General features: G+C 72.4%; 23 protein-coding genes. 7 read left to right on the forward strand and 16 right to left on the reverse strand.

Annotation, left to right across the window (positions count from 1 at the left end):
- Nucleotides 1–229: 229 nt before the first annotated feature.
- On the forward strand, nucleotides 230–1,384 hold the full coding sequence (locus ACWDCZ_RS34015) for a hypothetical protein (protein ID WP_449817871.1): 1,155 nt from the start codon (nucleotides 230–232) through the stop codon (nucleotides 1,382–1,384).
- 97 nt (nucleotides 1,385–1,481) lie between these two features.
- Here ACWDCZ_RS34015 and ACWDCZ_RS34020 read toward each other — a convergent pair whose 3' ends face one another.
- The 12 genes from ACWDCZ_RS34020 to ACWDCZ_RS34075 all read right to left on the reverse strand — a co-directional run bounded on the left by ACWDCZ_RS34020 (nucleotide 1,482) and on the right by ACWDCZ_RS34075 (nucleotide 7,382).
- Nucleotides 1,482–1,916 carry a peptidase inhibitor family I36 protein gene (locus tag ACWDCZ_RS34020; protein WP_074005337.1) on the reverse strand — a complete coding sequence of 145 codons (435 nt, stop codon included), beginning with the start codon at nucleotides 1,914–1,916 and terminating at the stop codon, nucleotides 1,482–1,484.
- Between the two features lie 56 nt (nucleotides 1,917–1,972).
- Nucleotides 1,973–2,413: a peptidase inhibitor family I36 protein gene (locus ACWDCZ_RS34025; RefSeq protein WP_074005336.1), complete on the reverse strand. Its 441-nt coding sequence runs from the start codon at nucleotides 2,411–2,413 to the stop codon at nucleotides 1,973–1,975.
- 48 nt (nucleotides 2,414–2,461) lie between these two features.
- Nucleotides 2,462–2,908, reverse strand: a complete 447-nt coding sequence (locus tag ACWDCZ_RS34030; protein ID WP_117485045.1) for a peptidase inhibitor family I36 protein — start codon at nucleotides 2,906–2,908, stop codon at nucleotides 2,462–2,464.
- A 268-nt stretch (nucleotides 2,909–3,176) separates the two neighbouring features.
- The gene (locus tag ACWDCZ_RS34035; RefSeq protein WP_449817872.1) at nucleotides 3,177–4,574 is read right to left on the reverse strand and encodes an alpha/beta hydrolase; all 1,398 of its coding nucleotides are present in this window, start codon (nucleotides 4,572–4,574) and stop codon (nucleotides 3,177–3,179) included.
- 141 nt (nucleotides 4,575–4,715) lie between these two features.
- Nucleotides 4,716–4,949, reverse strand: a complete 234-nt coding sequence (locus ACWDCZ_RS34040) for a DUF397 domain-containing protein (RefSeq protein WP_259316289.1) — start codon at nucleotides 4,947–4,949, stop codon at nucleotides 4,716–4,718.
- Between the two features lie 4 nt (nucleotides 4,950–4,953).
- Entirely contained in the window at nucleotides 4,954–5,160 is a 207-nt protein-coding gene (locus ACWDCZ_RS34045; RefSeq protein WP_449817873.1) for a DUF397 domain-containing protein, read from the reverse strand.
- A gap of 105 nt (nucleotides 5,161–5,265) precedes the next feature.
- A complete protein-coding gene (locus tag ACWDCZ_RS34050; RefSeq protein ID WP_449817874.1) occupies nucleotides 5,266–5,478 on the reverse strand; it encodes a DUF397 domain-containing protein in 213 nt (70 codons plus the stop codon).
- Between the two features lie 10 nt (nucleotides 5,479–5,488).
- Nucleotides 5,489–5,695, reverse strand: a complete 207-nt coding sequence (locus ACWDCZ_RS34055; protein WP_449817875.1) for a DUF397 domain-containing protein — start codon at nucleotides 5,693–5,695, stop codon at nucleotides 5,489–5,491.
- 33 nt (nucleotides 5,696–5,728) lie between these two features.
- Nucleotides 5,729–5,974, reverse strand: a complete 246-nt coding sequence (locus ACWDCZ_RS34060) for a DUF397 domain-containing protein (RefSeq protein ID WP_449817876.1) — start codon at nucleotides 5,972–5,974, stop codon at nucleotides 5,729–5,731.
- Nucleotides 5,975–5,978: 4 nt separating this feature from the next.
- On the reverse strand, nucleotides 5,979–6,185 hold the full coding sequence (locus ACWDCZ_RS34065; RefSeq protein WP_449817877.1) for a DUF397 domain-containing protein: 207 nt from the start codon (nucleotides 6,183–6,185) through the stop codon (nucleotides 5,979–5,981).
- A 157-nt stretch (nucleotides 6,186–6,342) separates the two neighbouring features.
- Entirely contained in the window at nucleotides 6,343–6,555 is a 213-nt protein-coding gene (locus tag ACWDCZ_RS34070) for a DUF397 domain-containing protein (RefSeq protein WP_449817878.1), read from the reverse strand.
- Entirely contained in the window at nucleotides 6,552–7,382 is an 831-nt protein-coding gene (locus ACWDCZ_RS34075; RefSeq protein ID WP_449817879.1) for a helix-turn-helix domain-containing protein, read from the reverse strand. Before ACWDCZ_RS34075 ends, ACWDCZ_RS34070 begins: the two co-directional genes overlap by 4 nt.
- 345 nt (nucleotides 7,383–7,727) lie before the next feature.
- Here ACWDCZ_RS34075 and ACWDCZ_RS34080 point away from each other — a divergent pair, with 345 nt between their 5' ends.
- The 4 genes from ACWDCZ_RS34080 (at nucleotide 7,728) to ACWDCZ_RS34095 (ending at nucleotide 10,052) form a co-directional block, all read left to right on the forward strand.
- On the forward strand, nucleotides 7,728–8,216 hold the full coding sequence (locus tag ACWDCZ_RS34080; protein WP_449817880.1) for an NUDIX domain-containing protein: 489 nt from the start codon (nucleotides 7,728–7,730) through the stop codon (nucleotides 8,214–8,216).
- Between the two features lie 110 nt (nucleotides 8,217–8,326).
- Nucleotides 8,327–8,770, forward strand: coding sequence for an ATP-binding protein (locus ACWDCZ_RS34085; protein WP_449817881.1), 444 nt, complete (start codon nucleotides 8,327–8,329; stop codon nucleotides 8,768–8,770).
- Between the two features lie 15 nt (nucleotides 8,771–8,785).
- Entirely contained in the window at nucleotides 8,786–9,349 is a 564-nt protein-coding gene (locus ACWDCZ_RS34090) for a hypothetical protein (protein ID WP_449817882.1), read from the forward strand.
- 79 nt (nucleotides 9,350–9,428) lie between these two features.
- Entirely contained in the window at nucleotides 9,429–10,052 is a 624-nt protein-coding gene (locus tag ACWDCZ_RS34095; RefSeq protein ID WP_449817883.1) for a GNAT family N-acetyltransferase, read from the forward strand.
- A 52-nt stretch (nucleotides 10,053–10,104) separates the two neighbouring features.
- Here the strand turns inward: ACWDCZ_RS34095 and ACWDCZ_RS34100 are convergent, their stop codons facing one another.
- The 3 genes from ACWDCZ_RS34100 to ACWDCZ_RS34110 form a co-directional block, all read right to left on the reverse strand.
- A complete protein-coding gene (locus tag ACWDCZ_RS34100; RefSeq protein WP_449817884.1) occupies nucleotides 10,105–10,644 on the reverse strand; it encodes an NUDIX hydrolase in 540 nt (179 codons plus the stop codon).
- Between the two features lie 96 nt (nucleotides 10,645–10,740).
- Nucleotides 10,741–11,046 (reverse strand): hypothetical protein, encoded by a 306-nt coding sequence (locus ACWDCZ_RS34105; RefSeq protein WP_117485076.1) that lies wholly within the window; start codon nucleotides 11,044–11,046, stop codon nucleotides 10,741–10,743.
- A gap of 117 nt (nucleotides 11,047–11,163) precedes the next feature.
- The gene (locus ACWDCZ_RS34110) at nucleotides 11,164–11,955 is read right to left on the reverse strand and encodes an alpha/beta fold hydrolase (protein WP_449817885.1); all 792 of its coding nucleotides are present in this window, start codon (nucleotides 11,953–11,955) and stop codon (nucleotides 11,164–11,166) included.
- A gap of 142 nt (nucleotides 11,956–12,097) precedes the next feature.
- Between ACWDCZ_RS34110 and ACWDCZ_RS34115 the strand changes: the two genes are divergently transcribed.
- Nucleotides 12,098–15,121 (forward strand): AfsR/SARP family transcriptional regulator, encoded by a 3,024-nt coding sequence (locus ACWDCZ_RS34115; RefSeq protein WP_449817886.1) that lies wholly within the window; start codon nucleotides 12,098–12,100, stop codon nucleotides 15,119–15,121.
- Nucleotides 15,122–15,254: 133 nt separating this feature from the next.
- Nucleotides 15,255–15,812 (forward strand): hypothetical protein, encoded by a 558-nt coding sequence (locus ACWDCZ_RS34120; protein ID WP_449817887.1) that lies wholly within the window; start codon nucleotides 15,255–15,257, stop codon nucleotides 15,810–15,812.
- A gap of 174 nt (nucleotides 15,813–15,986) precedes the next feature.
- Here ACWDCZ_RS34120 and ACWDCZ_RS34125 read toward each other — a convergent pair whose 3' ends face one another.
- Entirely contained in the window at nucleotides 15,987–16,877 is an 891-nt protein-coding gene (locus ACWDCZ_RS34125) for an RICIN domain-containing protein (protein ID WP_449817888.1), read from the reverse strand.
- Between the last annotated feature and the right edge of the window lie 32 nt (nucleotides 16,878–16,909).

Raw genomic sequence — 16,909 nt, forward strand, 5'->3', positions numbered from 1 at the left:
CGGACCGCGCAATGGAGTGGGCGCAGGAGGCCGGCGACGATCGCGCCGGACGCGGTCCGGGCCCACTGTTCGGCGGAGTCGTGGCCACCTGCCCCGCAGGCGAGTTCGCGCACGTACCGGCGCGTTGCCCGCCCGGGCAACCTTTGCTGCCCGCCCGTACCTGGCACTGGTTCGCCCCCGCCCAGTATCAAGGAGGAGTCGACCGCCCCGCGCCCGTGGAGAGCCTTCCTTGCACGATCACGAGACCACCAGAGCCACCGAGACAGGCGGCCGTACCCCCGCCCGCAAGCCCAGCCCCGCCCCGCCCACGCGGCTGCTCGGCCTCCAGGCCACGGTCGGCAACGCCGCGGTCGTCCAGATGCTCCGCCAGACCGGCCACTCCCAGGTCGGCCACTCCCAGGCCCGGCCCGAACAGCACCGACACACCGTCGGCCACGTCCCGGCCCGTCCTCCGGCCGCCGTCCAGCGCGCCGAAGGCGGATCGGACACCGACGCCGAATCCGAGTTCCGGCTGGGCGTCGCGGCCACGTTGGAACGGGTCATCAACGACGACGTCAAGGACCGGCTGGGTCTCAGCGGGCTGCACCTGAGCATCGGCGGCGGAGGCGGGGTGGCCGCGCTGAAGGCCGCACGGCCCGTCCAGGACCTCGATCTGCGGCTCCACATCGCCGACCCCGAGGGCCAGGACCCGGAGCTGCGCCGGCAGGTCGTCGCGTACCTCGAAGCCCTGCTGCAGGACGAAGCGGGCACGGACGCCAACGGCACGACGGTGAAGGGCACGTTCGGCGGGGCCGAGGTCAGCGTCACGCTGGGCAAAGTGCCCACGGAGACGCGGGACATGCAGGTGCACGAGAGCTCCGCCCGGGTCCCCCTGACGGTCGTGGCGCCGCTGCGCCTGTTCACGGACAAGGTGACCGCCTTCGCCATGCGCAAGGAGAAGGCGGGAGAGGTCCTGGCGGAGAAGCGGCAGAGGGACGCCCGTGACCTGCTGACCCTCTACTCGCAGATCACCGCCGAGGGGGAACTGGCGGACGTACTGGCCGAGAACGCGGACAACGACGAGCTCATCCACCACGGCCTGAAGAAAGCGGCCCAGTTCACGCAGGAACTGGGCCGCTACCGGAAGGACCACACGGGCGACTTCGAGCCCGAGGAGTGGGAGCGCCTCCGGGAGATCGGACGGACCCTGGAGAGGGTTGCCAAGAGCCTGCGCAAGTCCAAGGCCGAGCCCCCGGCGCAGCCGGCGAGCCCCTCCGGCACCGCCCCGACGGCCGTCGACGCCCCCGCCGGCACGGATTCCGGCGCGATGACCAAGGCCGACCGCAAGGCCGCCAAGCAGGCCAGGCGGCAGCAGAAGCTGACCGAGCGGCCACCGGCGGACTGAAGGGTCCCGCTCCGGACCGTAGGCCCGGACCGCGGTGAATGCGGTCCGGGCCTACGGTTTCACACGGCCGCGGGGGTCGGCCGGGTCCTGCGGCGGATCAGCAGTACTTGAAGGAGCTGATCTTGTCGTTGATCCACGACGGGAGGGAGGGCCACCGTTCCCAGGGGCCGATCCTGAACTCCAGGCCGCCGTAGTCGTTGTTCTCGTAGAAGCAGATGCTGCTCCCGGTGTTGTTCACCACCGACGACGTGACGTCCTGCATCCCCGTCCACAGGCCGTTCTTCCGTTCCAGCTTGCCCATGTCGCTGATGTTCTGGTCCGAGGCGATCGCCGGGAACTTGCCGGTGGAGCCCGTGTTGCCGACGTAGCTGTTCTCGGTCCACAGGCAGACGTAGTTGGTGGGGCACGCGCCGGCGCCCTGACCGATGCCGAGGATCGTGTTGGCGCTGGCGGAGCCCGACACGGTCACGACCAGTCCGACGGCGGCGGCCGCGCACAGGCCGAGCCTGGTCATCTTCTGGGAAAGCTTCATGACGATCCGTTCAGGTCGAGGTGGGGAGTCGAGGTGGGGGGCGGGGTGAGGATGGGTCAGCAGTACTTGAAGGAGCTGATCTTGTCGTTGATCCACGATGGGACGTAGGGCCAGTGCTCCCCAGGGCCGATCTTGAACTCCAGGCCGGTGTACCAGTTGTTCTCGTAGAAGCAGATGCTGCTCCCGGTGTTGTTCAGCACCGACGAGGTGATGTCCTGCATGCCCTTGTCCCCACCGGAGCTGCGCTTCTGGAGCTTGCCCATGTCGCCGGTGTCCTGGTTCGACGCGAAGGAGCCGAACTTCGCGTCGTTGATGGTCCCGCCCCGGATGAAGTTGGCCTCCGACCACAGGCAGACGTAGCCGTCGGGGCACGACCCGGCCCCGTGGCCGATGTCGTAGACGTTGGTGGCGCTCGCGGAGGTCGCCCCGGTCACGATCAGGCCGACGGCGGCGGCGGCGGACAGGCCCAGCTTGGCCAGGTTCCTGGAGAGCTTCATGACGATCCGTTCAGGTCGAAGAAAAGGGGAGGAGGGGGAGGGGGCAGGTCAGCAGAACTTGAAGGAGCTGATCCTGTCGTTGATCCACGACGGGACGGAGGCCCACTTCTCCCAGGGGCCGATCCTGAACTCCAGGCCGCCGTAGTTGGTGTGCTCGTAGAAGCAGACGCTGCTCCCGGTGTTGTTCACGACCGAGGAGGCCTCGTCCGCCATGCCCTTCCAGCGCCAGAGCTTGCTCTCGAACTTGAACTTCCCCAGGTCCGCGATGTTCTCGTTCGCGCCCACGGCCCCGTAGTCGACCCCGCCCTTCGGGTTCCCCACGATGTAGTTGTTCTCGCTCCACAGGCACACCCAGTTGGCGGGGCACTTGCCGGGACCGGTCTCGATCGAGGTGAGGATGTCGGCGCTAGCGGTCGTCGTCGTGGCGGCGAGCACCCCGGCCACCGTGGCGGCACCCACCGCGAGCCTCGTCGCCAGTCGCCGCAGGTTCATCATGATGGTCTCCTCTGCTCTTCAACTGCCCAGGGGGCGCTCCGACGTTCGTTCGCGGAGCAGCACCACTGTGGCGGCGAGGGCAGGCGGGACGCATCGGTCATCCGACTGCATGGGGAACCGGCGCCGGCGACCTAAGTCGGCGACCTGGCCGGACCGTAGGCGTCCGGGCATAGGTAGCGCGGCCCGCGGACGCCGACGGGGCCCGGACCGCGGTGGCTGCGGTCCGGGCCCCGGGCTTTCCGTTCCCCGGCTGCTTCGGCTACTTCGGCTACTTCAGCAGGAAGTCGTACACCGCCTGCCGTCCGGCCGGGTTCGCCGCCCGGTTCTGCACCGAGTGCGCCGCCCCGGGCACGATCACGATCTGCGGGTCGTGCGCCAACTTCGCCTGCTCGTAGAGCAGTTCGTACGGCGTCGCGATGTCGCGGTCGCCGCCGAGCAGCAGCACCGGCACGTCCGGCAGCCTGCGGTGCGCCGGCGGGAGCGGCGGCACCGGCTCGCGCGGCCAGTCCAGGCAGACCAGGAGGCTGCCGAGCCCGGTCGCGGTGGCCGGGTCGTACGGCCAGGTCTGCTCGGCGGTCAGCCGCTGCCGGGTGCGCTCCAGCGCCGCCGCCCGGCCCTCGACGGGGGTGTCGGTGCTGCCCCACGGGAAGCGCGCGTCCGCGCAGACGGTGGCGGAGTGCAGGCCCTGGCTGAGGTCCTCCGCCGGGGCGGCGTCGACCACCTGGTGGACGAGGTCGAAGAGGCCCTGGAGCTTGGCGGGCTGCCCGGCGGCGGCCTCGTGCAGCGCCTCCGGGACCCCGCCGAAGTCCGGGTCGATGAACTCGTAGCCGGTGAGCGCGCTCAGGACCTGCACCCCGTTGCCGTAGCGGCGGACGGTGGCGGCGAGGTCCGCGGCCGGGTCGGTGGTGCAGCCGGTGGCCTGGCAGGCGGCCCGCAGCACCCGGGCGGTCGCGGGCATCGCCGCCAGGTCGAGGGGGTCGAAACCCCCTGGCGGCGCCACCGAGTCGAGCACCAGCCGGGCCACGCGGGACGGGTGGGCGAACGCGTACCGCTCGGCGACGATGGTGCCGTACGAGACGCCGTCCAGGGTGAGGCGCCGGGCGCCGAGGGCGCGGCGCAGCAGGTCGATGTCGGCGACGGTGTCGGCGGTGCTGTAGAAGCGGGCGTTCGGGCCGAGGGCGGCGGCACAGTCGGCGATCGACTGCTTGCGCGGCACGGCGAGGTCGGAGGAGCCCATGTCCTCCTGGAGGCCCGGGCACTGGAGTGCGCCCCGGCCGGTGCCGCGCTGGTCGTACATGACCAGGCGGTAGTCCTTGAGGACGGGCTCCAGCTTGCCCGCCATCTGCCGCACCGTCGGGACGCTGGCCTGGCCGGGGCCGCCGGAGAGGAACAGCAGGTCGCCCTTGGGGGCCTTGGTGTTGCCGCCGACGGCCACGGCGAGGTCGAGGGTGCCGGGGACGGCGCCGCTGTGGTCCAGCGGGACGGTGAGCGTCCCGCAGGTGAACTCGGGCGCGTCCGGGCAGGGCGCCTGCCCGGTGATCCCGCCACCTGGCCGGTCCGTGGCGGCTGTGACGGTCGTGGCGGCTGCGGGGGTGGCCAGGGTGGTTCCGGCGACCACCGCGACGGCGCCCAGCAGAGCGGCGATGCGGCCGCGCGTGCTCGTCATGTGAGTCCTTCCGCTCGCACCGCGCCCGTGCGACGCGGTCACGGAAGCAGCCTGCGCCCGGGACAGCGGCGAAGGCGAGCACCTGGGCGGGATTCGCCCGGGGAGCGAGCCGTCACGACCCGGACGGCCCCCTGTTGCCGATCAGCCCTGAACCGGGAACTCGCCCGCTTTGACGGCATCGAGGAAGCTCTGGAACGCCGCCGGGGTGAACTCCAGGACAGGGCCGCGCCGGTGCTGCTTCGTGTCGCGCACCGGGACGGCGCCGGTCACGGTCCGGCCGACCTCGACGCAGTTACCGTTTTCGCTGCTGCTGTAGCTCGACTTGGCCCAGCAGTAGCCGCCCTGGTCGAGGGTGATGCCGTCGTGCATCGTCATCCCCTCAAAGTACGTCGAACTCGCCGCTGCGGACAGCAGCGACGAACGACACCCAGGCCTCCGCCGGGAAGACGAGGACCGGACCCTGGGGATCCTTGGAGTCTCGGACCGGCATCGATTCTCTAGAGCCACGCGCAACCTCAAGGCAGTCGCCGCCTTGCTGGCTGTACGTACTCTTCCGCCACCTGGCGCTGGCAAGGTCAAGTTCCATGACCCTCCCGTGCCCTCCCCCGCTCGCACAAAAACGCCCGGCCGGGGAGCTGCGCCACGACCAACCACGTGCCGCCAGGCAAGAGACTCCTCTTCTGGCTCGGGCTCAGACCTCGCCGAACTCGCCACTGCGGACAGCCGCGACGAACGACGCCCAGGCCTCGGCCGGGAAGATCAGGGCGGGGCCGTGGGGGTCCTTGGAATCTCGGACAGGCATCAGTTCACGGAAGCCAAGCGCGATCTCAAGGCAGTTGCCACCTTGCTGGCTGTACGTCGACTTGACCCAGGAAACGCCGGACAGATCTCGGCAGTCGGCCATGACACTCCTCTCAAAGCACGTCGAACTCGCCGCTGCGGACCGCAACGACGAACAACTCCCACTCCTTGACCGGAAAGACGAGGGCCGGCCCCTCCGGATCCTTGGAGTCCCGGACCGGCATGACACCCGGGAAGCCGTCCGCCACCTCGACGCAGTTGCCCCCGTTGTTGCTGTACGTGCTCTTCCGCCACCTGGCGTCGGCAAGGTCAAGTTCCATAGCGCTCATAGTCCTTCCGCCCCCTCCCCCGATCTACTTCACCCGCCACAGCTGAACCGGGAACTCGCCCGCTTTGACCGCGTCGAGGAAGCCCTGGAACGCCACGGGGGTGAACTCCAGGACGGGGCCGCGCCGATGCTGCTTGGTGTCGCGCACCGGGATGGCGCCGGACAGGGTCCGGCCGACCTCGATGCAGTTGCCGTTCTCACCAGCCGAGTGGCTGGACTTGGCCCAGCCGTAGCCGCCCTGGTCGAGGGTGATGCCGTCGTGCATCGTCATCCCCTCAAAGTACGTCGAACTCACCACTGCGGACAGCGGTAACGAACAACTCCCACTCCTTGACCGGAAAGACGAGGGCCGGCCCCTCCGGATCCTTGGAGTCCCGGACCGGCATGACACCCGGGTAGCCATCCGCCACCTCGACGCAACTGCCCCCGTTGTTGCTGTACGTGCTCTTCCGCCATCCGGCGCCGGCGAGGTCAAGTTCCATAACCCTCCCGTGCCCTCCCCAGCTCACGCAAAAACGCTCGGCTGGGAACCCCCAGCCGAGCGTTTGACTGCCTCTTCACAGCCTGAGCCTGGTAGATCGACCACGTGTCGCGGTACCCCTGGAACCGCCCCCAGCAGGGCTGCCTTCAGGCTCCGATTCAGACGTCGCCGAACTCACCACTGCGGACAGCCACAACGAACGACACCCAGGCCTCAGCCGGGAAGACGAGAGCCGGGCCCTGGGGGTCCTTGGAGTCACGGACAGGGGCCAGGCCGGGGAGGCCGGGAGCGACCTCGACACAGTCGCCGCCGTTGTTGGAGTACGAGGACTTGACCCAGGAAGCGCTGGACAGGTCTACACGGTCGGTCATGATTGGAATTCCTTTCGGGCCCTGCGGAGCTTCTCCAGGGATGCGGCCTTCGGCAGCGCTTCCACCAGTAGCTGATCGTAGTCACTTTCCCACCCCGCGACCGTTGCGCGTGAGCGCTCAAGATGGCCCCGCGCTGTCGACTCCGCGTAGCCCACGACTGTGTGGTCCGGAAGGTTCAACAGAACCACCGGCAGTGTGAAGGAGAGGTTCTCTCCCATGCTGAACGGGGCAATCTGCAGTGTGATGTTCGGACGCTCGGCCAGGTCCTCAAGGTGCAGCAGCTGCTCGGCCATGACCTGAGGGCCGCCTACGGGGCGCAGCAACACTCCCTCCTCGATCACTGCGTGAATCGTTGGCGGGTTCTTCCGTCCAAGGATCTCCTGGCGCAGGGCCAGATAGTCGGTTCGTTCATCGGCCTCGGTCTGGGTGATCGCACCCCGTCTCACGGCTGCCTGTGCCAGTGCCCTCGCATACGCGGGGGTCTGCAGGAGGCCGGGAACGATGATCAGGCCGACCGTTCGCAGCCGTCGGCACCGGGCTTCGGCGTCAGCAAACTCAGCGAATCCCTCAAGAAGTGCCGCCCGACTGAATCGCCGCCACAACTCGTAGAACCTTTGGCCCGACTCGAACACCTCATCGGCCTTAACAGCCAAGGGCCTTGTTGGGGAACGCTTGCCGTTCTCGACATATGAGATGTGCGCACCGGAGTATCCCAGGCGCCTGGCCACTTCAGTCTGCGGCCACCGCTTTGCCCGGCGTGACCTGCGAAGTTCCTGGCCGAAGCGGACTTGTGGCGATGCCTGGGCGTCAACATCGGCTTCAGTCATGATCGTTCAGCTCCTTCACACGACATTGCTGTCAAGGGTAAGGCGCTGGCAATCGTAGAGGCGATCACGCCACTATGGCTACACCTGGTGATTCACCGGGCGCGCAGAGCAACATTCGGAGACCCCATGCATCACGCGCGGAATCCCGCGCCCCTCTACCAACTCCACGAAGTCGTCTTGGACTTCAGCGCCCTGGAGGAGGGTGAGCCGCGCGAGCGTCTTCGTGGAGGTAGCGCTCAGGAAAGCGGCACTTCGGCCGCCCTACCGCCGGCCCATCGACGGGCGACCGCTTTCGCTCGCCACCAATTCCTCGTACCTGGAGCAGAGTTGAGCAGGACCCGCATCATGACCAAACCCCCCGCCCGCCGGTCGGGCCAGCAGGTCTTCGCCCTGCGCGAGGACCCCGCCGGGTCGGGCGAACTCCTCGTCCTCCTGGTCGATCCCCTCTACCGGGACGGCCTGGTCCTCCCCGGCGGCAGCGCCGAGCAGGACGAGCTCCCCCACCTCGCGGCCCGCCGGCACTTGGAGACCGAGACCGGGCTCGTCCTGCCCCTCCGCACCATCCTCACCATCGACTACGTGCCCGCCGCCGAGTTCCCCGAGGGCCTCGACCTCGTCTACGCGGGCGGGATGCTCACGCCCCAGCAGGCCGAACTCGTCCGCCACCACCAGCCCCCGGAGGAGATCCACGCCCTCCACTGGGTCCCCCGCCACCAGCTCCGCGACGCCATGGCCGACGACCAGTACCGCCGCGTCGAGGACGCCTGGGACGCCTGGGAGCACGGCGACGGCCTCCCCCTCCTCATCCAGGGCGTCCCGGTCCCGGTCGGCTGACCAAGGCGACACCCCCCAGGCCGGACCGCCATGGGCGCGGTCCGGGCCTTCAGCAACAGTCGCGCACGGCGCACTCCCCCCGCACGCACCCTCCCCCGAGGTACTTCGCCATGCTCAAAACCCGCCGCCCCCGCATGTTCGTCGCGCGCCTCGACTCCCGCATCGAGTCCACGCCCCTGGCGCGCTACCTCCTCCGCGCGTACCTCTCCGGCTTGCCCTCCGGCGACCGCTACGCCGACACCGCCGAACTCCTCCTCGGCGAACTCTTCGCCAACGCCGTCCAGCACTCCGACGCGCCGGACGACCACCCCATCGAGATCCGCTTCACCCTCGTCAACTCCCGCCTCCGCCTCGAAGTCCACGACGCCGGCACCACCCACCCCACCCACCCCACCCTCCGAGCCGCCGCGCCGGACGCCGAACACGGCCGCGGCCTGCTCCTCGTCAACGAACTCGCCGAACGCTGGGGCTGCTCCTCCCAGCCCGACGGCATCGGCAAGTACGTCTGGGCCCACATCGCCCCGTCCCCCACCCCCGCCCTCGTCACCGCCTGAAAGCCCGAACCCCCCATGCACCTCACGACCCTGGCCCGCCACGCCCTCTCCCGTGGCCGGACCCCCGCCGAGACGTACGCCCTCCTCGCCCGCCGCACCCGCAAGCCGTTGCCCTCCGCCCGCGCCGTCTGCCTCGCCCTCACCATCCCCCACGCCGAAACCACCCGCCGCCTCAACGACTGCTACGACGCCCTCCTCGCCGACCCCACCCCCGGCACCGAGACCGACACCGGCGAACTCCTCGAAGCCCTCGGCGTCTTCGACATCCCCAAGTCCCTCACCGACACCGAACTCACCATCGTCGACCACCTCCTCACCGCCGTCGACGCCCACGGCAGCCTCCGCCCCGGCCACCACCACGGCCTCACCCGCTGGTTCACCACCGGCAACCTCACCACCGCCTACCTCTCCCTCACCACCACCCACCCCATGCCCCGCACCGGCAACCCCACCCTCTACTGGACCACCCTCACCACCGCCGGCGAACTCCTCACCACCACCCACCACTCCGAGACCCGCATCAAGTACGCCCTCGCCCACTGCCGCGCCCGCGCAGCCACCCGCAACACCCGCACCTGACCCCACTGCGCAGAAAGTCGGCGGGTCCGACTTCCTGCGCAGCACGCTGACGTGCTCGCCGTACGCCGCGGTGGTGGCCATGCCGTTGACCAGCCCGAAGAACCATCACGCAGGAGAGGAGCCACCGGTGTTTCGGATGCGCGAGGCGATCGCGGCAGACGCTGCCGCGATCGCCGACATGATCCGCGAGCGTTCCCGCTGGTTGTCGGAGCGCGGGCTCGGCGAGTGCGAGGCGGCGGCCGACGAGTTCGGGGCCCAGGCCGCGAACCCGGACATTCCCGTGTGGGTGCTGGAGCACCGGGGACGCGGTGTCGTCGGCTGCACGACGATCATGCGGGAGGACGCCCTCCCCCCGTGGGGCTTCACGGACGAGGACCGTGCCGAGCCCAGCCTCTTCCTCACGACCAGCTTCACCCGGCCGAATCCCTACCGCCTCGGACGCCTGCTCGCCTGGTGGGCCCTTGACCACGCTGCCGTGAACGGCATCCGCTGGGTGCGTCGCGGCACCGCCCAGGAACAGTTGTCGCGCTACTACCAGCGGGGCCAGGGCTGGCAGCTGCTGCGCGTCGCCGATCTCCCCGAGGCGAAGGTCCACCTCCTCCAGCGCCGGGCCGAGCGCCTGCCGGAACTGCCGGGCCTCATGTCCGGGCGTGCACTGCGGGAAGCGGCCCCAGGACGGCTGCTGACCGATACCACCGGCTGACCCTCAGGCCCGGACCGCCGTGCACGCGGTCCGGGCCCAGGAATCGCCCGGCTCACAGCAGGCCCAGTGCGTCCAGGGCGAGGTAGGCGGCGGCGGTGTCGGTCATCTCGCCGCTGCGCAGCACGCGGGTGCGAAAATCGTCCAGGTCGACGGTGGTGACGTCGATGAACTCGTTGCGCTCCGGCCGCGGTTCGGCGACCTTGACGCAGTCGGTGGCGACGAAGGCGTAGCGGCGGACGTCGGAGTAGGCGTCCAGCCAGTACGAGCCGGCGGCGCGGGCCTGGCCCCGGTAGCCGGTCTCCTCCAGCAGCTCACGGGCGGCGGCGTCCACCGCCTGTTCGCCGGGGTCCAGGAGGCCGCCGGGCAGTTCGTACAGCACGCGGTCGGGGCCGGGCCGGTACTGGCGGGCGAGGATCACGCGCCGGTCGGGGGTGAGGGCGAGCACCGCGCCGCCCGGGCTCTCGCGCTTGAGGTAGAACTCCTCCGTCCTGCCGTCGGGCAGCTCGAACCCGACGCGGTCGACGGACCGCCCGAACTTGCTGAAGACGGTGGTGCGTTCACGTTCGCGCCACGACGCGGTGGTGTCGGTCATGACCGGGACTGTACGGGCCTGCCCGGTCGCCGGGCCCGCCCACCGCGGGCGGCGGCGGGCTCGCCGACCGAACAGCCGACTCCCGGGGCCGGAGGTTCAGTTGTCGTTGTTGACCTTGGTGTACGCCGCGCTGTAGCCGGTGGGGCAGTAGAGGGTGTCGCTGCCGTTGCCCATGTGCCAGAGGCCGTTGACGGTCGCCTGGCTGCCCTTGACGTTGTCGTTGTTGCAGACCAGCACCAGCTGCCAGTGGTTCTTCGTGGCGGTGGTCTGGCAGCTCACCGAGCCCCAGTTCGTCCCCTGGGTGGTGCTGCAGTACGAGGTCGCCGAGGCGCTCGGCGCCGCCATCACACCGGCGGCCACCAGCAGTGCCGCCCCCGCCCCCAGAGCCGCGATTCGACGCATGGCCTTCTCCCCTTGTCGTGTGTCCGGACAACGTGAGCGGTCAGCATGCCGAAGATGTGATCGGTTGTATCCACCGGCGACACGACTGGCCGAAACCGGTCCTTCCGCTTGCCGTGCCTACGGCCGGTGCGGGGCGGTGGTGAGGAAGTCCAGGACGAGGGGGCTCGCGGTGGTGCGGAACTCCTCGAAGTAGGCGTGCCGGGCGCCGGGGATCAGGTGCGCGCGGGCGCCGGGGATGCGGGCGGCGAGCAGGGGGGCGTTGGCGGCGGGGTTGAGCCGGTCGTCGGCGCCGTGGAGGACCAGGGTGGGGGCGCCGATGGCCGGCAGGAGGTCCCAGGCGTCGTGCCGGTTGCTGGCCGCGAGGTGGCGGCGGCGGGCGTGGGCGGGCATGGCGGGGTCGCCGAGGGTGTGGTGCGGGCCGGGGTGGGAGTCGAGCCACCGGGGGGTGTACATCAGCTCCAGCAGGGCCTGTCGCGCGGCCTCGGGGTCGGGTTGCGCCAGGGCGCGGCGGACGTCGGCGCCGCGTTCGACGCCGTGCGGGCCACCGGGTGAGGTGCAGCCGAGGACCAGGGCGCGCACCCGGTGCGGGTGGCGGGCGGCGAGCTGCTGGGCCACCCGTCCGCCCATGGAGGTGCCGTAGACGTCGGCCCGGTCGATGCCGAGGTCGTCGAGGACGGCGACGACGTCCCGGGCGAACTGTTCGGTGCTGTACGGGGTGTCGGGCTTGTCGCTGCCGCCGGTGCCGCGGTGGTCGAGGGTGAGGGTGGCGCGGGCGGGGTGGAAGTCGGCGCGGACCGCGTCCCACCAGTGGTGGTCGTTGGCCTGGCCGGCCAGCAGGACCAGTGGCGCCCCTTCGCCGCGCAACTGGTAGGCGATGCGGGTGCCGTCCGGTGCCGTCGCGTGCGTCATGGTCTCCCCCTCGTTCCCGGGCCGGCGGCCAGGGTATCCCCGTACTCCCGGACGGGCCCGGGGCCTCGTCCCTGACCAGGGGTGATGCGGTCGGTAAAATGCGCGGCCGGGGGATCGTGTGCGGGCGGAGGGGGATTGGCCGGTGGGTGGTTTACGGTTCACGGTGCTGGGGCCGCTGCGGGGGTGGCGGGACGGCGGCGAGCTCGTGCTCGGATCGCCGCAGCAGCGGAGCCTGTTGCTCGCGCTGCTGCTGAGGGCCAATCACCCGGTGTCGACCGGTCAGTTGGTCGACGACCTGTGGGGCGATGATCCGCCCGCCAAGCCCTCCGCCGTGATCCGGACGTACGTCCACCGCCTGCGCCGCGTCCTGGGGCCCGCCGCGCCGACCACGCTCAGCGGGGGCTACCTGTTCGCCCTGGACGCCGGCGGGCTGGACACCTACCGGGTCGAGGAACTCCTCGGCGAGGCGCGGGAGCTGCGCGCCGGCGGGCAGCACGCCCGCGCCGCCGCCGTGCTCCGCTCGGCGCTGGCGCTGTGGCAGGGCGAGCCGATGACCGGGCTGCCCGGCCCGTACGCCGAGCGGCAGCGCGGCGAGTGGGCCGAGCGCCGGGTGACCGTCCTGGAGTCCTGTCTGGAGGCCGAGGTCGAGGCCGGGCCGTCCGGCGAGGCCGTCGCCGAACTGACCGCCGTGGTCGCCGAGTACCCGCTCCGGGAGCGGTTCTCCGAACTGCTGATGCTCGCCCTCTACCGGACCGGCCGGCAGGCGGAGGCCCTGGGCGTGTACCGCGCGGCGGACCGGCGGCTGCGGGCGCAGCTCGGCGTCTCGGCCGGGCCCGGGTTGCGCGAGTTGCAGCGCCGGATCCTGGTGGCCGACGCCGCGCTCGTGGCGCCCGCGCCCACCTCGGCGTCCACGCCTGCGTCCGCGCCCGCGTCCGCACCGACAACGGCCCGGCCCGCCGCCGCGGCCCGTGCGCCGTACCCGGCGGCGGTCCGGCCGACCCAAGTCCCGGCCGACCTCGCCGACTTCACCGGCCGCGAGGCGCAGACCGAGGCGCTGCGGGCCGTCCTGCTCTCCCCCGGCACCATGCCCGTGGCGACGGTGTCGGGGCTGGGCGGCGTGGGCAAGACGGCGCTGGCCGTCCACGTCGCGCACACGCTGGCCGCGGACTTCCCCGACGGCCAGCTCTACCTGGACCTGCACGGGGCCGACGGCCGCCCGACCCGGCCCGAGGAGGCGGTGGGCGCCTTCCTGCGGTCCCTGGGCGTGCCGCCGGAGGGGCTGGCGCCCGGGCTCGCCGAACGCTCCGCCCAGTTCCGCTCGTTGCTCTCGGGCCGGCGGGTGCTGGTGGTCCTCGACAACGCCCGGGACGCCGAGCAGATCAGGCCGCTGCTGCCCGGCCGGGCGGGCTGCGCCGTGCTCGTCACCAGCCGGGCCAGGCTCGGTTCGCTTCCCAACGCGCACGTCGTCGAGCTGACCGCGTTCGCCCCGCAGGAGGCCCTGGGCCTGCTCGAACGGGTGGTCGGCGGGCAGCGGCTGCGGGCCGAGGCGGACACCGCCGGGGAGCTCGTGCGGCTCTGCGGCCACCTCCCGCTGGCCGTACGGATCCTCGCCGCGCGCCTCGCCTGCCGGCCGGGCTGGTCGATGGCCCGGCTGCTCGACAAGCTGGCCGGGGACCGCCGCCGGCTGGACGTGCTGCGCGCCGGGGACCTCGCCGTCGAGTCGGCGTTCCGCTTCGGCTACGACCAGCTGACGCCCGAACAGGCCCGGGCCTTCCGCCTGTTGGCGGTTCCGGAGGTGCCCGACCTGTCGCCGGGGGCGGTCGCGGCGGTGCTCGGCCTGCCCGAGCAGGAGGCCGAGGAGCTGGCCGAGTCGCTGGTCGACTGCTCGATGCTGGAGACGGCGCCGCCGGACCGCTACCGGTACCACGACCTGCTGCGCGCCTTCGCCCTGCAGCTCGCCCCGGAGGGGGAAGCGGAGGCGGAGGGGGACCGGCCGGCCGCCGTCCTCACCCGCCTGGTGGCCCGTCACCACGGCGAGACCGTCGCGGCCCTCGGCCCGGCCGCCGCCCGCGCCGCCCTGCCCTTCACCGGTGCCGCCGCCCGTGGCGGTGGCTGCGGTACGGCGGCGGCCCACGGCCGCGGCGACTACCGCGGCATCGGCGCGCTGGTCGGCCAGTACGCCGCCCTCCCCGAGCCGCCCCGGCTCGACCTGGCGGCCGAACTGCTGCTCGGCTACGTCCTGTTGTGCGAGACCGGCCAGGCCGCCCGGCCGCTCGGGCACGCGGCCAAGGTGCTGCTCCACGCCGCCGTCCGCGCGGGCGACCGGACGGGCGAGGTCAGGGCCCGGCTGGTGCTCGGACGGCTGCTGACCGAGGTCGGCTCCGAACCCGCGGCCCTCGCCGAGCTGTTCAGGGCCCGCGACCTGTGCACCGCCCACGACCTGCCGGGGCCGCTGCTCGCCCTGGCCCATGCCTCGCTGGCCGCCCTGTTCGCCCAGGTCGGCCGGCCGGGTGACGCGGTCGACGGCTTCACGGCGGCGATCTCGGTGTGGGAGCGGCTCGGCGACCGGCGCTCGGTGGCGGCCGAACTGCTCAACCTGGCGGGCGCGTTCACCGGGCTCGGCCGCTCCGAGGCGGCGGTGCGCGTCGTCGACCAGTCGCTGCTGATCTGCCACGAGCTCGCCGACCACGAACTCCAGGCGCTCGCCCTGGACTCGTTGGGGACGATCGCCCACGACCGCGGCGAGTACGAGCAGGCCCTGCGCCACCACCGCAACGCCCTGGCCCTGCTGCGGCCGGACGACCGGCGCCGCACCGGCCGTACGCTGCTGCGGCTCGCCGAGTCGCTGCGCGCCGTCGGCCGCGGCGAGGAGGCGGTGGCGGCGGCCGGTCGGGCGGTGGAGGTGCTGACGCTCGACGGCGACCGCCGGGGGCGGGGGCTGGCCCTGGCGGCGCTCGGCGACGCGCTCGCCGACCGCGCGGCCGCCGAGGGCACCGGGGATGCCGGGGATGCCGTCGGGGAGGCGGCCCGGGCGCACCGGTCGGAGGCCTACGACATCCTGGCCTCCATCGGCTCCCCCGAGGCCGCCCGGCTGCGCGAGCTGATCGGCCCGGCCCGGCCCGCCGTCCGGCCGCGCCGGCAGTGGCCGTCCTGGCTGCCGGCGTGACCCGCCGGAGGTCCGCCCGGTCCGGCGAGCCGACCTGGGGGCGCCTCCGAGGGGGACGGGGGGACGCCGGCAGGTCCAGGGCGCGGACAAAACCGGTATCTCCGAGTGCGGGCGCCCTGGCAGACTCCCCGCCATGGCCAACTCCTACGCGCGACCGGTCCTGAGGACGGCGGACCTCGACGAGGCCCTGCGGGCCGCCGGGCGGTTGCTGGATCTCGCCGACACCCAGGAGCTCGAGGTCGACTTCGACGCGCGCGTTCCCGACGCGCGGGCCCTCGAACGGCTCCTGGGCCTCCTGCCGGGTGCCGAGTGGTGGGCCGACGGCGCCGGACACGGCTCCTCCGACAGGGGTGACCCGCCGTCGGCCCACCTCCCGGTCCGGTTGATGGGCTGGGGCATGTCCGCGGACGTGGTGCGGCCGGTCCTGGCGGCGGCGGGGGCATGCCCGGTGTCGGTCCGCTGGGACTTCTCCGGCTGGCCGGAGGCTCCCGACATCGGCCTCGGTGCCGGAGGTCCCAGGGGCGCCTACGTGACGGTCTGCGCGCATGCCCGGGACCTCGACCTGACGGAGCCGGCGGCCGACCACACGGTGTTCGTGCACGTCAAGCATGTCGAGGCCGAACGCGCCCCGTGGCTGGCGGCACGAGTCGGCCTCCAGGTGATCGGCGAGCTGGTGATGGCCCCGTGGTGACCCGGGGCCGTGGCACCGCCCACAGCGCCGCCCCGGCCCCCGGATCGCGGACGAACCCGGCGTCGTCCGCGTCGTAGTCGTACAGCTCGCCGTCGCGGCCCCGGTCGACGGCGGTCTCCGGTCGGATCCGGGCGGCGGCGGGAGGCCCGGGAGCGGGGATGCCCGGCCGACGGCTCAGTTGAACGTCCACACCTGGTTCTGCGCGCCCGTGCAGGACGCCACGTGGGTCCCGACGCCGATGCCCTCGGACGTCAGGCACAGCTGGGTGGCGACGTTGGCGATCCGGTAGCCGCCCGGGACCTGCGCGATGGCCCAGACCTGGTTCCAGTCGGCCGGCGGACTCGTCCAGATCTGCACCAGTCCGCTCCTGCGGTCCTGGTCCAGCACCTTGGTGAAGTTGCTGGAGGCGTTGCGCAGGTAGTACATCCCGTCGGCGACCCGGTCCAGCCGCCAGAGCTGCGCCGCCGTGCCGTTGGCGAAGTAGGTGCCGACGGTGTTGCCGTCCTGGTCGTTGGAGGAGTAGTTGTCCAGCGCGCCGTTGGTGCCGGTGATCCGCGCCTCGGCGGGCAGGGGCGGTTTGGGCTGCGGCGTGGGCTGGGCGGACTGCGTCGGGGTCGCGGGCGTCGTGGGGGTGGCCGTTTCGCCGGGGGCGGGGCGCTCCGGGGCGGCGGAGGTCGGCGCGGGCGCGGCCGGGCTCTGGCCCACGGCGGGGGCGGGGGCCGGGGCGGCGGGCGCGGCGGGGACCGGCGCGGGCGGCGGGGCTGCGGACGTGGCGTACGGCGGGGCGGTGGCCGGTCCGGGCCCGGCGGCGGGCGCGGGGCTCTCGCCCGTGCCCGGTCCGCCCGACGGTACGGGGGCCTGCGCGGGGGCGGACGGCTGTCCGGCGGGCGGGCGGCCGGCCTCGACGAGGGCGGCGGCGCCCGCCACCGCGGACCCGGCCGCGGGCCCGGCGACGGCGGCGCCGGGCGGCGTGGCGTCCCGGCCGGGCCGTACCACCGTCGCCCCGGCGGCCCCGGCCACGCAGCCGGCCCGCGATCCGCGAGGACCACGTGTCCAGCTCGCCATACGAAACCTGCTCCTCACCGAACACCACCGCG

The sequence above is a fragment of the Kitasatospora sp. NPDC001225 genome, assembly GCF_053597855.1.

Excerpts from the sequence above, each read along its gene's own strand:
- ACWDCZ_RS34020 (WP_074005337.1), bottom strand. The coding sequence starts at position 1,916 with ATGAAGCTTTCCCAGAAGATGACCAGGCTCGGCCTGTGCGCGGCCGCC.
- ACWDCZ_RS34025 (WP_074005336.1), bottom strand. The coding sequence starts at position 2,413 with ATGAAGCTCTCCAGGAACCTGGCCAAGCTGGGCCTGTCCGCCGCCGCC.
- ACWDCZ_RS34030 (WP_117485045.1), bottom strand. The coding sequence starts at position 2,908 with ATGATGAACCTGCGGCGACTGGCGACGAGGCTCGCGGTGGGTGCCGCC.
- ACWDCZ_RS34035 (WP_449817872.1), bottom strand. The coding sequence starts at position 4,574 with ATGACGAGCACGCGCGGCCGCATCGCCGCTCTGCTGGGCGCCGTCGCG.
- ACWDCZ_RS34040 (WP_259316289.1), bottom strand. The coding sequence starts at position 4,949 with ATGACGATGCACGACGGCATCACCCTCGACCAGGGCGGCTACTGCTGG.
- ACWDCZ_RS34045 (WP_449817873.1), bottom strand. The coding sequence starts at position 5,160 with ATGGAACTTGACCTTGCCAGCGCCAGGTGGCGGAAGAGTACGTACAGC.
- ACWDCZ_RS34050 (WP_449817874.1), bottom strand. The coding sequence starts at position 5,478 with ATGGCCGACTGCCGAGATCTGTCCGGCGTTTCCTGGGTCAAGTCGACG.
- ACWDCZ_RS34055 (WP_449817875.1), bottom strand. The coding sequence starts at position 5,695 with ATGGAACTTGACCTTGCCGACGCCAGGTGGCGGAAGAGCACGTACAGC.
- ACWDCZ_RS34060 (WP_449817876.1), bottom strand. The coding sequence starts at position 5,974 with ATGACGATGCACGACGGCATCACCCTCGACCAGGGCGGCTACGGCTGG.
- ACWDCZ_RS34065 (WP_449817877.1), bottom strand. The coding sequence starts at position 6,185 with ATGGAACTTGACCTCGCCGGCGCCGGATGGCGGAAGAGCACGTACAGC.
- ACWDCZ_RS34070 (WP_449817878.1), bottom strand. The coding sequence starts at position 6,555 with ATGACCGACCGTGTAGACCTGTCCAGCGCTTCCTGGGTCAAGTCCTCG.
- ACWDCZ_RS34075 (WP_449817879.1), bottom strand. The coding sequence starts at position 7,382 with ATGACTGAAGCCGATGTTGACGCCCAGGCATCGCCACAAGTCCGCTTC.
- ACWDCZ_RS34080 (WP_449817880.1), top strand. The coding sequence starts at position 7,728 with ATGACCAAACCCCCCGCCCGCCGGTCGGGCCAGCAGGTCTTCGCCCTG.
- ACWDCZ_RS34085 (WP_449817881.1), top strand. The coding sequence starts at position 8,327 with ATGCTCAAAACCCGCCGCCCCCGCATGTTCGTCGCGCGCCTCGACTCC.
- ACWDCZ_RS34090 (WP_449817882.1), top strand. The coding sequence starts at position 8,786 with ATGCACCTCACGACCCTGGCCCGCCACGCCCTCTCCCGTGGCCGGACC.
- ACWDCZ_RS34095 (WP_449817883.1), top strand. The coding sequence starts at position 9,429 with ATGCCGTTGACCAGCCCGAAGAACCATCACGCAGGAGAGGAGCCACCG.
- ACWDCZ_RS34100 (WP_449817884.1), bottom strand. The coding sequence starts at position 10,644 with ATGACCGACACCACCGCGTCGTGGCGCGAACGTGAACGCACCACCGTC.
- ACWDCZ_RS34105 (WP_117485076.1), bottom strand. The coding sequence starts at position 11,046 with ATGCGTCGAATCGCGGCTCTGGGGGCGGGGGCGGCACTGCTGGTGGCC.
- ACWDCZ_RS34110 (WP_449817885.1), bottom strand. The coding sequence starts at position 11,955 with ATGACGCACGCGACGGCACCGGACGGCACCCGCATCGCCTACCAGTTG.
- ACWDCZ_RS34120 (WP_449817887.1), top strand. The coding sequence starts at position 15,255 with ATGGCCAACTCCTACGCGCGACCGGTCCTGAGGACGGCGGACCTCGAC.
- ACWDCZ_RS34125 (WP_449817888.1), bottom strand. The coding sequence starts at position 16,877 with ATGGCGAGCTGGACACGTGGTCCTCGCGGATCGCGGGCCGGCTGCGTG.